Raw genomic sequence first — 17203 nt, forward strand, 5'->3', positions numbered from 1 at the left:
ATGGGCATCTCCGGACGCATTGCCGCGCTGTTCCTGCGCAACTCGATGACGCCGCTCTTGGCGTTGATCGCCATGCTGCTCGGCATCTTCGCCACGCTGGTCACGCCGCGCGAGGAAGAGCCGCAGATCAACGTCACCATGGCCAACGTCTTCATCCCCTTCCCGGGAGCGTCGGCACGCGACGTCGAGCAGCTCGTCGCCCGACCGGCGGAACAGGTCTTGTCCCGCATCGCCGGCATCGAACACGTCTATTCGATGTCCCGTCCCGGCATGGCCGTGATCACCGTGCAGTACCTGGTCGGGGAGGACCCGATCCAGGCGCTGGTGCGCCTCTACGACACCATCAACGCCAACAGCGACTGGCTCTCGCCCAATCTCGGCGTGCTGCCGGCCATCGTCAAGCCCAAGGGCATCGACGACGTGCCCATCGTCACCCTGACTTTCTGGAGCGACGATCCCAGCAAATCCGGCTTCGACCTGCAGCAGGTGGCGCGTGCCGCCGAGATCGACTTGAAGCGCATTCCCGGCACCCGCGACGTCGCCACCATCGGCGGGCCCGGCCACGTGATCCGCGTCACCATGAATTCCGACCGCATGAGCGCCCACGGCGTCACGGCGCAGGATCTCAAGAATGCCTTGCAGGTGTCCAACGCCTCGCAGCCCGCGGGCAGCCTCGTCACCGGCAACCGCGAGATCATGGTGCAGACAGGCACCTTCATCGAGTCGGCCGCCGACGTCAAGCGCCTGGTGGTCGGCGTGTATGACGGCAAGCCGGTGTTCATGGCCGACGTCGCGAAGATCGAGGACGGTCCCGACATCGCCAAGCGCTACGTCTGGCATGGCCTGGGCAAGGACGCCGGCACCCAGGGCGAGCATCGCGCCGGCTACGAATCGCCGGCCGTTACACTGTCGATCTCGAAGAAGCCCGGCGTCAATGCCGCCGACGTCGCCAGTCAGGTCATCGCCCGCGCCAATGCGCTCAAGGGCACGGTGATTCCAGAGGGCGTCGATTTCTCGGTGACGCGCAACTACGGCGAGACGGCTACCGACAAGGCGCAGAAGCTGATCGGCAAGCTGGTCTTCGCGACGGCCTTCGTCGTGCTGCTGGTGCTGTTCGCGCTGGGCAGGCGGGAAGCGGTCATCGTCGGCGTGGCCGTGACGCTGACGCTGGCCGCCACCCTCTTCGCCTCCTGGGCCTGGGGCTTCACCCTCAACCGCGTTTCGCTGTTCGCGCTCATCTTCTCCATCGGCATCCTGGTCGACGACGCCATCGTCGTGGTCGAGAACATCCACCGCTGGCACACCCTCTATCCGGAGAGGAAGCTCTACGAAATCATCCCCGGCGCGGTCGACGAGGTCGGCGGACCCACCATCCTCGCCACCTTCACCGTCATCGCCGCGCTGCTGCCGATGGCCTTCGTCTCGGGCCTCATGGGCCCCTACATGAGCCCGATCCCGATCAACGCCTCGATGGGCATGTTCATCTCGCTGGCCATCGCCTTCGTCATCACGCCCTGGCTGGCGCTGAAGCTGATGAAGCCGGCGGAACATGGTCATGGCGCCGAGGACGGGACCACGGCGAAGCTGATGACGCTGTTCCACCGTGTCTTGCCGCGCTTCCTCGACGAGCGCACCGGCCGCGCGGCGCGGCGCAAGCTGTGGATAGGCATCGTGCTGGCCATCTTCGCCTCGGTCTCGCTCGGCGTATTCAAGCTGGTGGTGCTGAAGATGCTGCCCTTCGACAACAAGAGCGAATTCCAGGTCGTGCTCGACATGCCGGTGGGCACGCCGCTGGAGGACACCGCGCGGGTGCTGCGCGAGATCTCCGCCTACCTCGCGACGGTCGAGGAGGTGAAGGATTACCAGGCCTACGCCGGCGCCGCCAGCCCGATCAACTTCAACGGCCTGGTGCGCCAGTACTACCTGCGCAGCAATCCGGAGATGGGCGACATCCAGGTCAATCTGGTCGACAAGAAGCATCGCCACCGCCAGAGCCACGAGGTTGCCGTCGGCGTGCGCAAGACCGTCGTCGAGATCGCCGCGAAGGCGGGCGGCAACGCCAAGATCGTGGAAGTGCCGCCGGGACCGCCGGTGATGTCGCCGATCGTCGCCGAGGTATACGGCCCCGAGTATGCGGGCCAGGTCGAGGTGGCGAAGAAGGTGCGCCAGGCCTTCGAAAGCAGCGCCGACATCTACGACGTGGACGACTCGGTCGACGAGGCCGCCGACAAGATGGTGCTGCGCGTGAACCAGGCCAAGGCCGCCCAGCTCGGCGTGGCGCAGAAGGACATCGTCGAGACCGTGCGCATGGGGCTGACCGGCGAGGACGTGACGCCGGTGCATGGCGCCGACGCCAAGTACGAGATCCCCGTACGCATCACCCTGCCGGCCGAGCGGCAGGACTCGCTCGACCAGTTGCTCAAGCTCAAGGTGCGCGCGATGGCCGCCTATGGCGGCAAGATGGTGCCGATCTCCGAACTGGTCGAGGTGAAGAAGGATCTGCGCGAAAAGGTCGTCTACCACAAGGACCTGCTGCCGGTGGTCTATGTCTTCGGCGACATGGGCGGCAAGCTCGACTCCCCGCTCTACGGCATGTTCGAAATCCGCTCGAAGCTGAAGGACCTGCCCCTGCTCCAGGGCGGCACCCTCGGCGAACACTTCATCACCCAGCCGAGGGATCCCTATGCCGGCTACACCATAAAGTGGGACGGCGAGTGGCAGGTCACCTACGAGACCTTCCGCGACATGGGCATCGCCTACGCGGTGGGCCTGGTGCTGATCTACCTGCTGGTGGTGGCGCAGTTCAAGTCCTATCTGGTGCCGCTGATCATCATGGCACCGATCCCGCTCACCATCATCGGCGTGATGCCCGGTCACGCCCTGCTCGGCGCGCAATTCACGGCGACCTCGATGATCGGCATGATCGCACTGGCCGGCATCATTGTGCGCAACTCCATCCTGCTCGTCGACTTCATCAACGATCAGGTCGCCGGCGGCATGGACTTCGCCGAGGCGGTCATCGAGTCGGCGGCGATCCGCGCCAAGCCGATCGCGCTGACCGGGCTGGCCGCCATGCTCGGCGCCCTGTTCATCCTCGACGACCCGATCTTCTCGGGGCTGGCCATCAGCCTGATCTTCGGCATTCTCGTCTCCACCGTGCTGACGCTGGTGGTGATCCCGGTGTTGTATTACGCGGCCATGAAGAACCGCATCCAGTCCAATCTTTCTCAAGGAGAGCACGCATGACCGTCAATCGCATCGTCCGCATCGTCGCCGGCTTTTTCATCATGCTGTCGCTGATCCTCGCCCACGTCATGGGCCAGGTGGATCTCGGCAAGCTGTCGTGGCTGTGGTTCACCCTGTTCGTCGGCGCCAACCTGTTCCAGAGCGGCTTCACCAGGTTCTGCCCGATGGATACCATCCTCGAAAAGCTCGGCGTGCCGACGCAGGACCCGAACTGCACAACCGGCCGCTGCGGCTGATACCGGCGGGCGAGGGGTCCTGTCGTACCAAAGTTATAATCCGACGCCATGAGCAACCAGGTCGTGGCGTCGAAAATTCCCCTCAAGGTGCTGGTGGTGGACGACACTGCCACCAACCGCCAGATCGTCGCTGCCTTCCTCAAGAAGCTCGGGCACGACGTCGTGCTGGCCGAGGATGGCGCCCAGGCCGTCAAGAAATTCCAGCGTGACAGCTTCGACCTCGTGCTGATGGACGTGATGATGCCGGTCATGGACGGCTACGAGGCCACGCGGTGGATCAAGGCGGTCTGCGGCGACCGCTGGGTGCCGGTGGTTTTCCTCTCCGCGCTGGACAAGGACGAAAACCTCGTCGCCGGCCTCAATGCCGGCGGCGACGACTACCTCTCCAAGCCGATCAATTTCGTCGTGCTGCAGGCCAAGATGCGCTCGCTGGGACGTGCCATCGAGGGTAACCGGCGCCTGGCCGATGCCCGCCTCCGGCTGCAGGCCTATCGCGATCACCAGGAAGCGGAGAACGCGCTGGCCGCCGACATCCTCTCGCGGCAGCTGAAGCGGCCGGGCCTTTCCGACCCTGCGCTGGCGTCCTGGATCGCACCGGCGGCCGGGGTTTCCGGTGACGTCATCGCGGCCGCGCGCGCGGCAACGGGCGAGCTCTTCGTGATGCTGGCCGACGCCACCGGCCACGGACTGGCCGCGTCGATCAGCACGCTGCCGCTGCTCACCCTGTTCTACGAGATGGTCGGCCGGGGCATGACGCTGCCGGAAATCGTGGCTCGCATCAACGACCAGCTCTGCCAGACCCTGCCGCCCTCGCGCTTCGTCGCCGCGGCCCTGCTCGTCATCGACGAGCGCAGTGGCCGGGCCGAGGTCTGGGTCGGCGGCCTGCCGCCGGTACTGCTGCTCGCGGCCGACGGCACGGTGGCACGTGTGCTCGACTCGCAGCGGGTACCGCTCGGCATCGTCGCCTTCGACGACGAGATGTCGCAGGTCGAGTGCATCGATATGGCGCCCGGCAGCGAGTTCGTCCTGCTCTCGGACGGGCTGATCGAAGCCACCAATGCCGCGGGCGAGCCCTTCGGCATGGCCCGGCTGCAGGCCACACTGGCGGCCGCCCCTCCCGGGCGGCGCCTCGCCGCCGTGCAGACATCACTGCTGCTGCACCTGGGCGAAGCCGAGCCGCACGACGACGTCACCCTGCTGCTGGTCACGGGTCCTGCCGCTGCAGACAACACCACCCGCCCGGCGGCTTAAACCTCCGCCGGGGTCGCGAGCCGGCTCACCGCCTCGCGCAGCGTCTCCACCTTGTAGGGTTTCGAAATGTAGTCGTCCATTCCTGCGGCAATCAGGATTTCGCGGTCGCCTGCCATGGCGTTGGCGGTGACCGCCAGGATCGGCGTGCGGCGGCGGCCGGCGGCGGCTTCCTCGGCGCGGATCAGTTGCGCCGCCTCGATGCCGTCCATCTCGGGCATCTGCACATCCATCAGGATGAGATCGAAACGGCCGTCGCGCCAGGCCGCGCAGGCCTCGCGGCCGTTCCTGGCGAGCGCGACGCGATGGCCCATCTTTTCGAGCACGGCTTGTGCCAGGCGCTGGTTGACGGGGTTGTCCTCGGCCAGCAGGAGGTCGAACGGGCGGACGGGTGCCGTCCCGGGCGCGACAGGTGTGGCCGCGCCCTGCGCCGCCGTTTCACCCAAGGGGCTTTGCCCTTCCTTCGGTCGGACTTCTTGCGGGGCGTCGCCGGAGCCGACTATCTCCTGGTGCTGCGGCAGGTCCAGCGTGACGTGGAAGCGGCTGCCGACGCCGGGCGTGCTGTCGACCCAGATGCAGCCACCCATCAGCTCGACCAGGCGGCGTGTGATGGAGAGGCCGAGGCCGGTGCCGCCGAAGCGCCGCGTCACCGAGCCGTCGGCCTGCAGGAAGGGCTCGAAGATGCGGCCGACGTGCTCGGGGGCGATGCCGATGCCGGTGTCGCTGACGGTGAGGTGGAGCCGGCTGTCCGCATCTTCGGCGGCGCTGACGACGACCTCGCCGTGCGTCGTGAACTTGAGGGCGTTGCCGACCAGGTTGAACAGGATCTGGTGGATGCGCACCGGGTCGCCGCGCCATAGCCGGGGCAGGTTCGGCGCGAAGGCGCAGTGCAAGGCCAGGCCCTTCGCGCTGGCGGGGAAGCCGAGGCTGCGCACGGTGTCGTAGACGATCACATGCAGGTCGAAGGGGACGTCCTCGATCTCCAGGCGGCCGGCCTCGATCTTGGAAAAGTCGAGGATGTCGTTGATGATGGTCAGCAGGTTGTCGGCCGAGCGCCTGACCAGTTGCAGGTAGTCGCGCTGGTCGTCGGTCAGCGGCGTGTCGAGGACGACATCGGTCAGGCCGATGATCCCGTTCATCGGCGTGCGGATCTCGTGGCTCATGTTGGCGAGGAACTCGCCCTTGATGCGGCTGGCCTCCTCGGCACCCTGCTTGGCGTCGCGCAGCACCTTCTCGACTTCCTTGCGCGCGGTGATGTCGCGAAAGGCGGTGACCGATCCGATCATGGCGCCGTTCTCGAGCAGCGGTGTCGAGGCCACCTCGACCGGAATGGGGCGCCCCGTGCTGTGGTTGAACCATTCCTCGCCCTGGTAGCTGTGGCCGGCCTGGACGTTCTGGTAGATCGGGCAGCGTGCGAGCGGAAGACGGCCATTGACGGCATGTGAATGGAACAGGTCGTGGGCCATGTGGCCGAGCGAGGCTTGGCGGTCGAGGCCGAGCAACTCGCAGGCTGCCGGATTGATCAGGGTGATCACACCGCGCGTATCCATGACGTAGAGGCCGTCGGCCATGGTGTCGGTGATGGCCTCGAGACGGCGGTGTTCCCGCTCCAGCGCAAGGGTTCCCGCCTGGGCACGGAGCAGCAGGATCAGGACGGCAGCGAGAAACAGCGTCGATATCGCCACGCTGACGACGAAATCGTCGTGCAGCAGGGTGGCGAAGGGCGCGCGGGCGTAGGCGACGACGTAGCCGGCGTTGCGGTCGCTGACATCGCTGATCGGCACGAAGGACACCGCCCAGGGGCCTTCGCCCGGCAGATCGACTCGCACGGTGAAGGCCGCGGCGCGGGCCAGACCCTTGCGCACGGCGGCCATGTCGTGCAGTTGGCGGTTCAGCGCCTCGGCCGCCGTGCTCGCCGGCGGCGCGCTGTCGGGCAGCTTGAGCCCCGGATCCTCGACGAGGAAGTCCGCATCGATGCTGGACGGCGCATAGAGCCGTTCCTGGCCGGCGAAGAGCTTGGGTGCGACGTCGGCCTTGCGCAGGATGAAGGCATACTCGCGCGAGGTGTCGAGGCGCGTCATCGCATCGCGGATGGCCTTGAAGGTGACGCTGGTCTCGACGCTGCCGATATGGCGACCGTCGATGGCCATCGGATAGACGTAGCGGAAGCCGGAAACCACCTTGCCGGATTCGAAGCCCTGTACGAAGCGCTTCTCGGTGTTGGCGATGCGCACCGAGGGCCGCGCTTCGAACAGCGGGTCGCCGAAGCGGTCGGGCTGGTGGAAGCGCAGGAAGCTGCGGCCGTCGGGCAGGTGGAAATGAAGCTGGCGCAGGTTGCGCTCGCGCAGCTTCTGGTAGGCCGGATAGAGGTGACGGTAGAGCTGGCTGCGCGCCTGGCTCTGCTCACCGCCGTCGCCGCCGCCACCGCGGGCCAGCAGCTCCCGCACCTCCGGCCGATCGATGACCTCGTGGAAGGCGATGTCCATCGCCAGGCCGTACATCTGGATGGCCGAGCGGTAGGCGGTTTCCGCCACCGTGCGGTAATGCTCGAAGTGCTGGCTTTCCTTGTCCTCGCGCGTGAGGTGCAGGAAAAACACCACGGCCGCCTCGATGGCGATGCACAACACCACGATCCAAACCTTGGAAATCACGCCAGCTTATCCTTTGTCCTTCATGGCCCTTCGGTGCCGTGAAGGATGCGCCAGTATAGCGGCACGGCCGCGTGGCGGCGGCTGCATGGCCGGCCTCTCGCTATAATCGCAAGACTTCGTTTAGCCTCTGTGTCTTCGTCTGCGCCGTCCCTTGCGGGGGCGGTGCCGCCGCCTTTTCAGGAGTCCCGTCATGACCGATACCGATCGCTTTCAGCGCGCCATCGCCCTGTTCGACGCCGCCAACGCCGAAGATCCGAACCAGGATCAGGGCCAGCCCAAGGAACTGCTCTACGCCCAGCGCATGACCGAGATGCTCGGCCGCTTCGCTCCCGCCGCCCCCGAGGCGGTGCGGCTCGCGGTGCGCGCCCAGCACATCCAGCGCTGGAAGGTGCCGCGCAGCAGCTACCCGATGACCAAGGAAGGCTACTACGCGTGGCGCACCGGCCTCTACAAGTTCCATGCGGAGACCGCCGGCGAGCTGATGCAGCAGGCCGGCTACGACGAGGCGATGATCGAGCGCGTCAAGGCCGCCGTCGGCAAGCGCGGCATCAAGGTCAATCCGGAAACGCAGCTGCTCGAGGACGTCACCGACCTCGTGTTCATCGAGTACTACATGCTCGGCTTTGCCGGCCAGCACGGGGATTACTCCGAGGAGAAGTGGCTCGACATCATCCGCAAGACCTGGAAGAAGATGTCGGACGACGCCCATGCGTTCGCCCTGTCGGGCAAGCTCAAGCTGCCCGAGCCGCTGGTGCCGCTGATCACCAAGGCGGTGACGGGCGCCTGACGGCAGCGCCGGGGGAGTCCGCCATGAACGTCGGTTTCATCGGTCTCGGCCTCATGGGCCGCCCCATGGCGCTGCACCTGGCAGCCGCCGGCCATGCGCTGCACCTGTGGGCGCGCCGCGCCGCATCGCTCGCGCCCTTCAAGGATGTCGGCGCATGCACCCATGCCAGCGCCGCCGCGGTGGCGCAGCACGCCGACGTCGTATTCACCATGGTGGCGGATGCTGCCGACGTCGAGGCCGTCTGCCTCGGCGCGGATGGCATCGTCGCGGGTGCGCGGCCCGGTTGCATCGTCGTCGACATGTCGACCATCAATCCCAACGCTGCGCGTGCGATCGGGGTTCGGCTGGCCGAGCGCGGCATCGACTTCCTCGACGCGCCGGTCTCGGGCGGCGAGATCGGCGCGATCAACGCGGCGCTCACCATCATGGTCGGAGGCAAGCCCGAGGTGTTCGAGCGGATCAGGCCGCTGTTCGAGAAGCTCGGCAAGTCGGTGACGCTGATCGGCGGCAGCGGCGCGGGCCAGGTGGCCAAGGCCTGCAACCAGATCCTCACGGGGGTGGGGGTGGCCGCCGTGGCCGAGGCCTTCAACTTCGCCGCGAAGAGCGGCGTCGATCCGGCCCGCGTGCGCGAGGCGCTGCTCGGCGGCTTCGCCTATTCGCGCATTCTCGAGAACCACGGGAGCCGCATGCTCGACCGCAACTTCAAGCCCGGCTTCAAGGCCTGGATGCACCAGAAGGACCTGCGCATCGTGATGGAGGAAGCGCACCGCCTCGGCCTCATGCTGCCCGCGGCGGCGGCCACGGCGCAGCTCTTCAACGCCATCGTCGGCGCGGGCATGGGCGAGGAGGATTCGGTCGCCGCGCTCAAGCTGCTCGAAAAGATCAGCTCCCCGGAATGATCGTATGAACATCGGCTTCATCGGTTTCGGCACCATGGGGCGGCCCATGGCGGAGCACCTGCAGCGGGCCGGGCACACGCTCCACGTCTGGAGCCGCCGTCCCGGCGTCGCCGACTTTCTGCTGGCGCAGGGCGCCGTGCGCTGCGAGTCGCCCGCGGCCGTGGCGCGGGCGAGCGAGATCGTGTGCACCAACGTCACCGCCAGCACCGATGTCGCGACCCTCGCGGCCGCGATGCGCGACAGCCTTGCGCGCGATGCCATCCACGTCGACTTCTCCACCATCGCGCCGTCCGCGGCGCGGGACATCGCCGCGCGCCATGCCGAACGCGGCGTGCATTTCGTCGATGCGCCGGTCTCGGGCGGCGGCGTCGGCGCGCGGAACGCGACGCTCGCCATAATGTGGGGCGGCGCCCCCCTGCTGGCGCCGCGGCTTGAGCCGCTCTTCCGCGTCCTCGGCCAGACCGTCGTCCATGTCGGCGCCGCGGGTGCCGGGCAGGTGGCCAAGGCTTGCAACCAGATGGTGATGGTGTCGGCCATCGCCGCCTGCGCCGAGGCGGCGCGGCTGGCGCAGGCCTCGGGCGTCGACTTCGGCAAGGTGCGCGAGGCCATGCTCGGCGGCTCGGCCGGCTCGCGCGTGCTCGATGTCTTCGGCGGTCGCATGGTGCGGCGCGATTTCGCCGCCGGTGTCGAAGCGCGCCTGCACCACAAGGATTTCGCGCTTCTGCTCGACGAGGCGGCCCGGCTCGGCGCGCCGCTGGCGGTGGCGGCGCAGGTCGGCCAGCTGCTCAACGCCTTGATGGGGCGCGGCTGGGGCGGTAGCGACACGGCCCGCCTGCTGGAGGTGCTCGAATCGTGACGAACGATCCGAAAGGCGGCGCGGCGCCCCAGCCGCCGGACCAGACCGAACAACTTTTCAACCCCTTCGCGCTCGACGGCCGCGGCCCCGAGCCCGACTTCACCCTCTGAAAGGAACCCCCCATGCCTGCCATCACCACGTCCACCGGCCTCGTCATCGAGGATCTCTCCGAAGGCAGCGGCGCCGCTGCCGCCGCCGGCCAGCACGTCACCGTGCATTACACCGGCTGGCTCACCGACGGCACCAAGTTCGACTCGAGCAAGGATCGCGGCGATCCCTTCGACTTCCCGCTCGGCGCGCGCCATGTCATCGCCGGTTGGGACGAAGGGGTGCAGGGGATGAAGGTCGGCGGCACGCGCAAACTGACCATCCCGCCGCAACTGGGTTACGGCGCGCGCGGCGCCGGCGGCGTCATCCCGCCGAACGCGACCCTCGTTTTCGAGGTGGAGCTGCTCCAAATCGACTGATTCCCCAGCTGACGGCGGCCGGGCGAACGGCGACCGTGCGCCCACGTCTCACAGCGCGATCTCGAGTCCGTCGTAGGCAGCGCTGACGTCGAGCGGTTGACGGTCCTCGCGGGTGATTTCCTCGAAGCGGCGCGTCTCGGCCAGGGTCCGCGCGATCTGCGCGTCGTCGTGGGCCGGTTCGTGGTGGAACAGGCAGAGGCGGCGGGTGCCGGCGAGTTGGCAGAGCTCGACGCCGACGATGTTGCTCGAGTGGCCCCAGTCGGCCTTGACCGAGATGGCATCGGCCAGCGAGTACATGGCATCGAAGGCCACGAGGTCGGCGCCGCGGAAGAAGTCGACGAAGGCATCGCGCTCGCCTGCGTCGCCGAGCGCATGCTCGGAGTCCGTCGTGTAGACGAAGCTGCGGCCATCGCGCTCGAAGCGCCAGCCGTAGGAGTCGCCGGCGTGGCGCTGCTTCTTGGCGGTGACCGCGAGCCCGGCGATGTCGTAGCGGCGTCCCGGCGTCATCACGTCGAACTCGATGGTGGCGGCGAGCTGGTCGAAGCCGACCGGGAAGCAGGGTGCGGCCTGCTGGCGGCGGAAGGCCAGTTCGAGTTCCGCGTGGCAGCCGTGGATGACGATGCGGTTGCCGGGGATGTACACGGGCGTGAAGAAGGGGAAGCCCATGATGTGGTCCCAGTGCAGGTGGGACATGAAGACGTGATAGGTGCGCGGCTTGCCCCCGGCCCGGGCGAGCAGATGCCCCGCCAGGGGCCGGGCGCCGCTGCCCATGTCGCAGATCACCGCCTCGTCGGCGCCTTCGATCTGCACGCAGCTGCTGTGGCCGCCGAAGGTGCCGGCGACGTCGAAGCCGAGTTCGCCGTCGACGTAGGCCTCGATCAGTCCTCGTTCCGACAGGTCGCGCCCCGCAGCTCCGGCGAGCGCGGCGATCAGCTTGGCGCGGATGTCGGCGTGCGTGACCGATACCGGCACCGAGCCGCGGGTTCCCCAGAAGCGGACGAGCAAGGCGGGCTCCGTAGGGACGTGGCGATGGCCCGATTATAGGCGTGGCACCCGCCGGCGGCATGATGCACAATGGCCGCGCCATGCCGCTGCCCGTGCCGCCTTCGAAGCTGCCCGCCGTGGGGACGACGATCTTCACCGTGATGTCGCGTCTCGCCGCGGAGCACGGCGCGATCAACCTGTCGCAGGGCTTCCCCGATTTCGCGCCGCCGACCCGTCTGCCTGAACTGGTCGTGCACCACATGGCGGCCGGGGCCAACCAGTACGCGCCGATGGCCGGCGCGGCCAGCCTGCGCGAGGCCATCGCGCAAAAGGTCGCGACGCTCTATGGTGCCGCATACGACGTCGAGGGCGGGATCACCGTCACGGCGGGCGCCACCCAGGCGATCTACACCGCCATTGCAGCCTTCGTCCGTCCCGGCGACGAGGTGATCGTGTTCGCCCCGGTCTACGATTCCTACGTGCCGGCGATCGAGCTCAACGGCGGCCACCCCGTGTTCGCGACGCTGCGCCATCCGGACTACCGCCCCGACTGGGACGAAGTCGCGGCGCTGATCACGCCGAAGACGCGCATGATCGTCATCAACACCCCGCACAATCCAAGCGGCGCGGTGTGGGAGGCGGCCGACCTGGCCGCGCTGGAACGGCTGACTCGGGAGACGGGCATCATCGTCGTCGCCGACGAGGTGTACGAGCACATGGTGTACGACGGCCGGCGCCACGAGAGCGTGATGCGCCACCCGGGCTTGCGCCAACGCAGCATCGCCGTCTCGAGCTTCGGCAAGACCTACCACATCACCGGCTGGAAGATCGCCTACTGCCTGGCGCCGCGCGAGCTGATGGCCGAGTTCCGCAAGGCGCACCAGTACGTGGTGTTCGCCGTCAATCATCCGATGCAGCTGGCGCTGGCCGACTTCATGCGCGAGCAACCGCGGTTCGCCACGGACCTCGCCGGCTTCTACCAGGCCAAGCGCGATTTCTTCCGCCGCGAGCTCGAGGGCTCGCGCTTCGTCGCGCTATCCTGCCGCGGCACCTATTTCCAGCTGGCGCGTTATGACGGCATCAGCGACATGCCGGACACCGAGTTCGCCCGCTGGCTGACCGTCGAACATGGGGTGGCCGCGATCCCGATCTCGGTGTTTTCCCCGTCCGGCGAGGACCATCGCATCGTGCGCTTCTGCTTCGCCAAGCACGAAGAGACCCTCGCCGCCGCCGGCGCACGGCTGCGGACGGTGGGCCGGACGTGAAGGGGAAACGCGGTCGCAGCGCCGTCGCCCCGGCGCCTTTCTTGCCCGATCAGGGCCGGATGTAGGTCCAGCCCTCCTGCTGCTTCTTGATCAGTTCGACGACCCCGGCAGGCACGAAGGCGGCCTTGGTGTTCATGTCCTCGCGCTTGAGCTTGCGCGCCTTCATGGTGTTTTCGCACACCGCGACCTCGACGCCGGCGGCTATCGACTCGTTGAGGCGCTCGGCCAGCGGAGAGTCGAAGGTCGCCAGGCCGATGCCATTGCCGAAAATCACCATCTCGACGGCGACATTGTCCTTGCCGTAGGCAGTCTGAATGTTCCGGGCCACGTTGATCGTCTGGTTCCAGCTGGCGGAATCGGCGTCGCTGACTTGCAGCACCACGCGGTTTTGCGGCGCAGCAACGCCGGCCAGGGCGACGGCACTCAGGACGGCTGCGACGAGCATGCGGGAAGCGGTGGCGGTCTTCATCGGGATTGCTCCATTGGGATGGGGGTGTCCTTATGACGGCAAAGCTGAATGCTTTATTCCTGAAATTTAGGGAATAATTCGCCACCCCGTCGCGTCTTAACCCACATGGAAATCCTGAACCTCTTCTCCAAGCGTCCCGAGCGTGGCCAGTTCGAGCAGCAGCGCCGCCGCCTCTACCGTATCGCCTACTCCTGGTGCCATGACGGCAGCCTCGCCGAGGACCTGGTTCAGGAAACCCTGATCAAGGCGCTCGAGCGCGCGAGCCAGCTGCGCGATCCCGGGCGCCTGCCGGCCTGGCTGGCGGCGATCCTCGCCAATTGCTGGCGCGACCACTTGCGTCGGCTCAAGCCGACCGACGACATCGCCGATCTCGAGGAAAGCCTCTATGCCGAGGAAGATCGTTCGCCCGAGCGCAGCGCCGAATGCAACCAGCTGGTCAGGCGGGTGCGCGACGAGATCGCCGCCCTGCCGGTCGGGCAGCGCCAGGTGCTGACCTTGGTCGATCTCGAGGAGTTTTCCTATGCCGAGGTCGCGGAAGTCCTCGAGATTCCCGTCGGCACGGTGATGAGCCGCCTGTGCCGGGCGCGCCAGGCACTGAAGGTCCGCCTGCAGGCGGCGCGCGAACGCGCCGCGGCGCCCGTGCTGAGGAGCGTCAAATGAGCGACGACCAGAGCATTTCCTTCGAGGAACTCAATGCCTTCATCGACGGCGAACTCGATGCCGCATCGTCCTCGCGTGTGCTCGCCGCGATCGACGCCGACGATCGGCTGAAGCGCGAGGCCTGCGAACTGCGCGGGCTGCGCGATCAGGTGCGCAATGCCTATGAGCCGGCCCGGTTCGCCGCCACACCGAAACGCAGCCGCTTCGGCGGCGGACGCTGGCCGCAGGCGCTGGCGGCAGGCCTGTTGCTCGTCGTCGGCGCCGCCGTCGGCTGGCAGGGCCACGCGCTGCAGGGGCATGGTGAGGAGCGCGGTGTCTGGCAGCGCATGGCCCAGGTCAAAGCCCACGGCGATGCCCGGCGGTTGGTGCTGCACGTCGGCGACCCCGACCGCGCCCGCTTCGAGAATACGCTCGACGAGGTGCGCGGCATGCTCAAGGCGGCGCATGATCGCGGCCAGCGCATGGAACTCGAGATTCTCGCCAACGGCAGCGGTCTCAACCTGCTGCGCGTCAAGACCACGCCTTTCGCCGACAGTCTGGCGCAACTGCAGGCCGAATTTCCGGAGTTGTCTCTGGTCGCCTGCGGCCAGGGCCTCAACCGGCTGCAGGGGCAGGGCGACGATATCCGCCTGTTGCCGGGCGTGGCGACGGCCGATTCGGCCCTCGACGAAATCGTCCGCCGCATGGACCAGGGCTGGGCTTATCTGCGCGTCTGACGCGAAGGTAAGCCCGGGGCCGTTGGCCCGGGCGAATTAGGGCCCGCCCCCTCCCGGCCTCCTCCAAGGCTCGCATTGCACTGCTCGCCCGTTTCGGCGGCGCAAGGCAGTGCCTTGCGAAACCCCGCCTCGACCCTCTCGGGTGAGGTGACTTTCCAGCTCGCTGCGACCGAAGGAAGTGCAAAGCCGCTCGTCCTTTACGAGGCGTCGCGGAGCCGTGTCAGGCTTTTCCTGCTGCCCAGGAATCCTTCAGCGTCACCGTGCGGTTGAACACCGGCGCGCCGGGTTTCGAGTCGACGCGGTCGGCGACGAAGTAGCCGTGGCGCTCGAACTGGAAGCGCTCCTCGGCTTTGGCATCCTTCAGGGCCGGTTCGAGCTGGGCAGTTATGACCGTCATCGATTGCGGATTGATGTCGTCGAGGAAGTCGCGCTCGCCCGAGCCCGGCGTGGCCACGGCGAAAAGGCGGTCGTAGAGACGCACCTCGGCGGCATAGGCATGTTTCGCCGAAACCCAGTGGATGTTGCCCTTGACCTTGTAGTTGTCGGCACCCGGCGTGCCGCTCTTCGAGTCGGGCATGTACTCGCAATGCACGGCGACGACATTGCCGGATGCATCGCGGTCGGCACCGATGCACTTGACGACGTAGCCGTAGCGCAGGCGCACGCTGTTGCCGGGGAAGAGGCGGAAGTAGCCCTTGGCCGGCGTCTCCATGAAGTCCTCGCGCTCGATCCACAGCTCGCCCGAGAACGGCATGGGGCGTTTTCCCCACTCGGGTTTCTGCGGGTGGTTGGGCGCTTCGCACCATTCTTCCTGCCCGGCCGGGTAGTTGTCGATGACGAGCCGGAGCGGGTCGAGCACCGCCACGCGGCGCGGTGCGGTTTCGCCGAGGTGGTCGCGCATGCAGCCCTCGAGCACGCTCATGTCGATCAGCGAATCGGACTTGGCCACGCCGATCATCTCGGCGAAGCGGCGGAAGCCCTCGGGGGTGAAGCCGCGGCGGCGCGCGCCGACCAGCGTTGGCAGGCGCGGGTCGTCCCAGCCGGCGACGTGCTTCTCCTCGACCAGCTGGATCAGCTTGCGCTTGGACAGCACGACGTAGGTGAGGTTGAGGCGGGCGAACTCGATCTGCTGCGGCAGCGGGGTGTTCACGCAGCCCAGCTCGGCCAGGCGCTGCAGCAGCCAGTCGTAGAACGGCCGCTGGTCGGCGAACTCGAGGGTGCAGATCGAGTGGGTGATGTTCTCCAGCGCGTCCTCGATCGGATGGGCGTAGGTGTACATCGGGTAGATGCACCAGGTATCGCCGGTGTTGTGGTGCGTGGCGTGGCGGATGCGGTAGATCGCGGGATCGCGCAGGTTGATGTTGCCCGAGGCCATGTCGATCTTCGCCCGCAGCACGTGGGCGCCGTCGGCGAACTCGCCGGCACGCATGGAGCGGAAGAGGGCGAGGTTCTCCGCCGGCGTGCGGACGCGGTAGGGCGAGTTCTTGCCGGGCTCGGTCAGGGTGCCACGGCTGGCGCGCATCTCCTCGGCGCTCTGCGAATCGACGTAGGCGTGGCCGGCCTCGATCAGCTTCTCGGCGAAGTCGTACATCCACTGGAAGTAATCCGAGGCGAAGTAGCGGTTGTCGCCCCATTCGAAGCCGAGCCAATGCACGGCGTCGACGATGGCATCGACGTATTCCTGCTCTTCCTTCTCCGGGTTGGTGTCGTCGAAGCGCAGGTGGCAGGCACCGTTGTAATCGAGGGCGAGGCCGAAGTTGAGGCAGATCGACTTGGCGTGACCGAAATGGAGGTAGCCGTTTGGCTCGGGCGGGAAACGCGTCCTGATTGCCGCCGTATCGCCAGCGCCGACTTTTTGCTGGTCGGCGGGGCCGGGCTTGCCCGACCATTTGCGCCCGGCATACTTGCCGGCGGCGAGGTCGGCTTCGACGATGCTGCGGATGAAGTTGGAGGCTGCGGGCTTTTCGGTTTCGGCCATGGCGGCGGGCTGCGTGAGGGGAGGCCGCCATTTTACAGCGCCGTATGGCACCGACGGCGGCGTCGAGTCGCCGTCGTCGGCAGGAGATGTCAGCGGCGCATTTCCCAGGCGCCCGCGGCGGTGGAGCAGGCGGTGCGGGTGGTCGCTTGGCGGCGCCCGCCGCTGTCGATGTCGAGGCTGAACTCGCGGCACTGCCGGCCGTCGCGCTGATAGGCGCGCTGCGGCCTCAACTGGTAGCGCGCGTTGCTGACGGGGTTGGTCCAGGCGACGCGCTGGCCGTCCTTGGCGAGTTCGAGGGCCTGCGCCAGGCAGGCGCGGTCGGTGCCCGCGACGTCCTTGATGTCGTAGCCCTTGAACACCTGCCTGCCGATCGCCTCGCCGAGGACCTCCCCGGCGAGGATGGCGACATCCCGTACCTCGCCGCTGCCGACCTTGGCTCCGGCGCTGCCGCCGACCGACTTGCCCAGGGTCTCGCCCAGCGACTTGGCGTCGCAGCGGCCCTCGAGGATTCCGTAGTCGCGCTCCCATTTCTTGCCGCTATAGCCCTGGTAATAGGGGTCGTGCTTCTTGCGCCAGCCATGGGCCGGGGCCTGCGACGGCGGATCGGCCAGCGCGGTGGCCGCCACGAGGCCGGCGAGCAGGGCGACGACGGCGGAAGAAACGCAGGATGCGGCGCAACGTGCCATGAACGGTCTCCTTTGAGTGACGTCATGGATGCTAACGCGCGAGCCACGCTGGATG

15 protein-coding genes are annotated in these 17203 nt (G+C 67.5%); 10 read left to right on the forward strand and 5 right to left on the reverse strand.

Annotated elements, in window-relative coordinates; all coding sequences use genetic code 11:
• Genes EJE94_RS06545 through EJE94_RS06555 form a run of 3 tightly spaced genes read left to right on the forward strand, consistent with a single transcriptional unit; the run spans position 1 to position 4733 of the window.
• A complete protein-coding gene (locus EJE94_RS06545; protein WP_121242724.1) occupies positions 1-3246 on the forward strand; it encodes an efflux RND transporter permease subunit in 3246 nt (1081 codons plus the stop codon).
• Positions 3243-3482, forward strand: a complete 240-nt coding sequence (locus EJE94_RS06550) for a YgaP family membrane protein (protein WP_121242722.1) — start codon at positions 3243-3245, stop codon at positions 3480-3482. The genes EJE94_RS06545 and EJE94_RS06550 overlap by 4 nt, the downstream gene beginning before the upstream one ends.
• A gap of 48 nt (positions 3483-3530) precedes the next feature.
• Positions 3531-4733: a PP2C family protein-serine/threonine phosphatase gene (locus EJE94_RS06555; protein WP_121242720.1), complete on the forward strand. Its 1203-nt coding sequence runs from the start codon at positions 3531-3533 to the stop codon at positions 4731-4733.
• Here the strand turns inward: EJE94_RS06555 and EJE94_RS06560 are convergent.
• A complete protein-coding gene (locus EJE94_RS06560) occupies positions 4730-7381 on the reverse strand; it encodes an ATP-binding protein (protein WP_121242718.1) in 2652 nt (883 codons plus the stop codon). The two genes, EJE94_RS06555 and EJE94_RS06560, sit on opposite strands and share 4 nt — an antisense overlap.
• Before the next feature lie 190 nt (positions 7382-7571).
• Here EJE94_RS06560 and EJE94_RS06565 point away from each other — a divergent pair, with 190 nt between their 5' ends.
• The 4 genes from EJE94_RS06565 (at position 7572) to EJE94_RS06580 (ending at position 10390) form a co-directional block, all read left to right on the forward strand.
• Positions 7572-8168 carry a DUF4202 domain-containing protein gene (locus EJE94_RS06565; RefSeq protein WP_121242716.1) on the forward strand — a complete coding sequence of 199 codons (597 nt, stop codon included), beginning with the start codon at positions 7572-7574 and terminating at the stop codon, positions 8166-8168.
• Between the two features lie 23 nt (positions 8169-8191).
• Positions 8192-9067, forward strand: a complete 876-nt coding sequence (locus EJE94_RS06570) for an NAD(P)-dependent oxidoreductase (protein WP_121242714.1) — start codon at positions 8192-8194, stop codon at positions 9065-9067.
• Between the two features lie 4 nt (positions 9068-9071).
• Positions 9072-9923: an NAD(P)-dependent oxidoreductase gene (locus EJE94_RS06575; RefSeq protein WP_121242712.1), complete on the forward strand. Its 852-nt coding sequence runs from the start codon at positions 9072-9074 to the stop codon at positions 9921-9923.
• A 122-nt stretch (positions 9924-10045) separates the two neighbouring features.
• On the forward strand, positions 10046-10390 hold the full coding sequence (locus EJE94_RS06580) for an FKBP-type peptidyl-prolyl cis-trans isomerase (RefSeq protein ID WP_121242710.1): 345 nt from the start codon (positions 10046-10048) through the stop codon (positions 10388-10390).
• Positions 10391-10438: 48 nt separating this feature from the next.
• Here EJE94_RS06580 and EJE94_RS06585 read toward each other — a convergent pair whose 3' ends face one another.
• Positions 10439-11395, reverse strand: a complete 957-nt coding sequence (locus EJE94_RS06585) for an MBL fold metallo-hydrolase (RefSeq protein WP_121242708.1) — start codon at positions 11393-11395, stop codon at positions 10439-10441.
• Between the two features lie 41 nt (positions 11396-11436).
• Between EJE94_RS06585 and EJE94_RS06590 the strand changes: the two genes are divergently transcribed.
• On the forward strand, positions 11437-12639 hold the full coding sequence (locus tag EJE94_RS06590) for a pyridoxal phosphate-dependent aminotransferase (RefSeq protein WP_275540517.1): 1203 nt from the start codon (positions 11437-11439) through the stop codon (positions 12637-12639).
• Positions 12640-12688: 49 nt separating this feature from the next.
• Here the strand turns inward: EJE94_RS06590 and EJE94_RS06595 are convergent, their stop codons facing one another.
• A complete protein-coding gene (locus EJE94_RS06595) occupies positions 12689-13108 on the reverse strand; it encodes a DsrE family protein (protein WP_121242706.1) in 420 nt (139 codons plus the stop codon).
• A gap of 105 nt (positions 13109-13213) precedes the next feature.
• Here EJE94_RS06595 and EJE94_RS06600 point away from each other — a divergent pair, with 105 nt between their 5' ends.
• Positions 13214-13768, forward strand: coding sequence for an RNA polymerase sigma factor (locus tag EJE94_RS06600; RefSeq protein ID WP_121242704.1), 555 nt, complete (start codon positions 13214-13216; stop codon positions 13766-13768).
• Entirely contained in the window at positions 13765-14484 is a 720-nt protein-coding gene (locus EJE94_RS06605) for a hypothetical protein (RefSeq protein WP_121242702.1), read from the forward strand. Before EJE94_RS06600 ends, EJE94_RS06605 begins: the two co-directional genes overlap by 4 nt.
• 220 nt (positions 14485-14704) lie before the next feature.
• On the opposite strand, the gene EJE94_RS06610 is transcribed toward EJE94_RS06605, so the two are convergent.
• Both EJE94_RS06610 and EJE94_RS06615 read right to left on the reverse strand, forming a co-directional pair.
• Entirely contained in the window at positions 14705-16462 is a 1758-nt protein-coding gene (locus EJE94_RS06610) for a glutamine--tRNA ligase/YqeY domain fusion protein (RefSeq protein WP_121242700.1), read from the reverse strand.
• 89 nt (positions 16463-16551) lie between these two features.
• Positions 16552-17148: an RT0821/Lpp0805 family surface protein gene (locus EJE94_RS06615; RefSeq protein WP_121242698.1), complete on the reverse strand. Its 597-nt coding sequence runs from the start codon at positions 17146-17148 to the stop codon at positions 16552-16554.
• Between the last annotated feature and the right edge of the window lie 55 nt (positions 17149-17203).

Origin of the sequence: Sulfurisoma sediminicola (genome assembly GCF_003865015.1) — a bacterium.
GTDB lineage: Bacteria > Pseudomonadota > Gammaproteobacteria > Burkholderiales > Rhodocyclaceae > Sulfurisoma > Sulfurisoma sediminicola.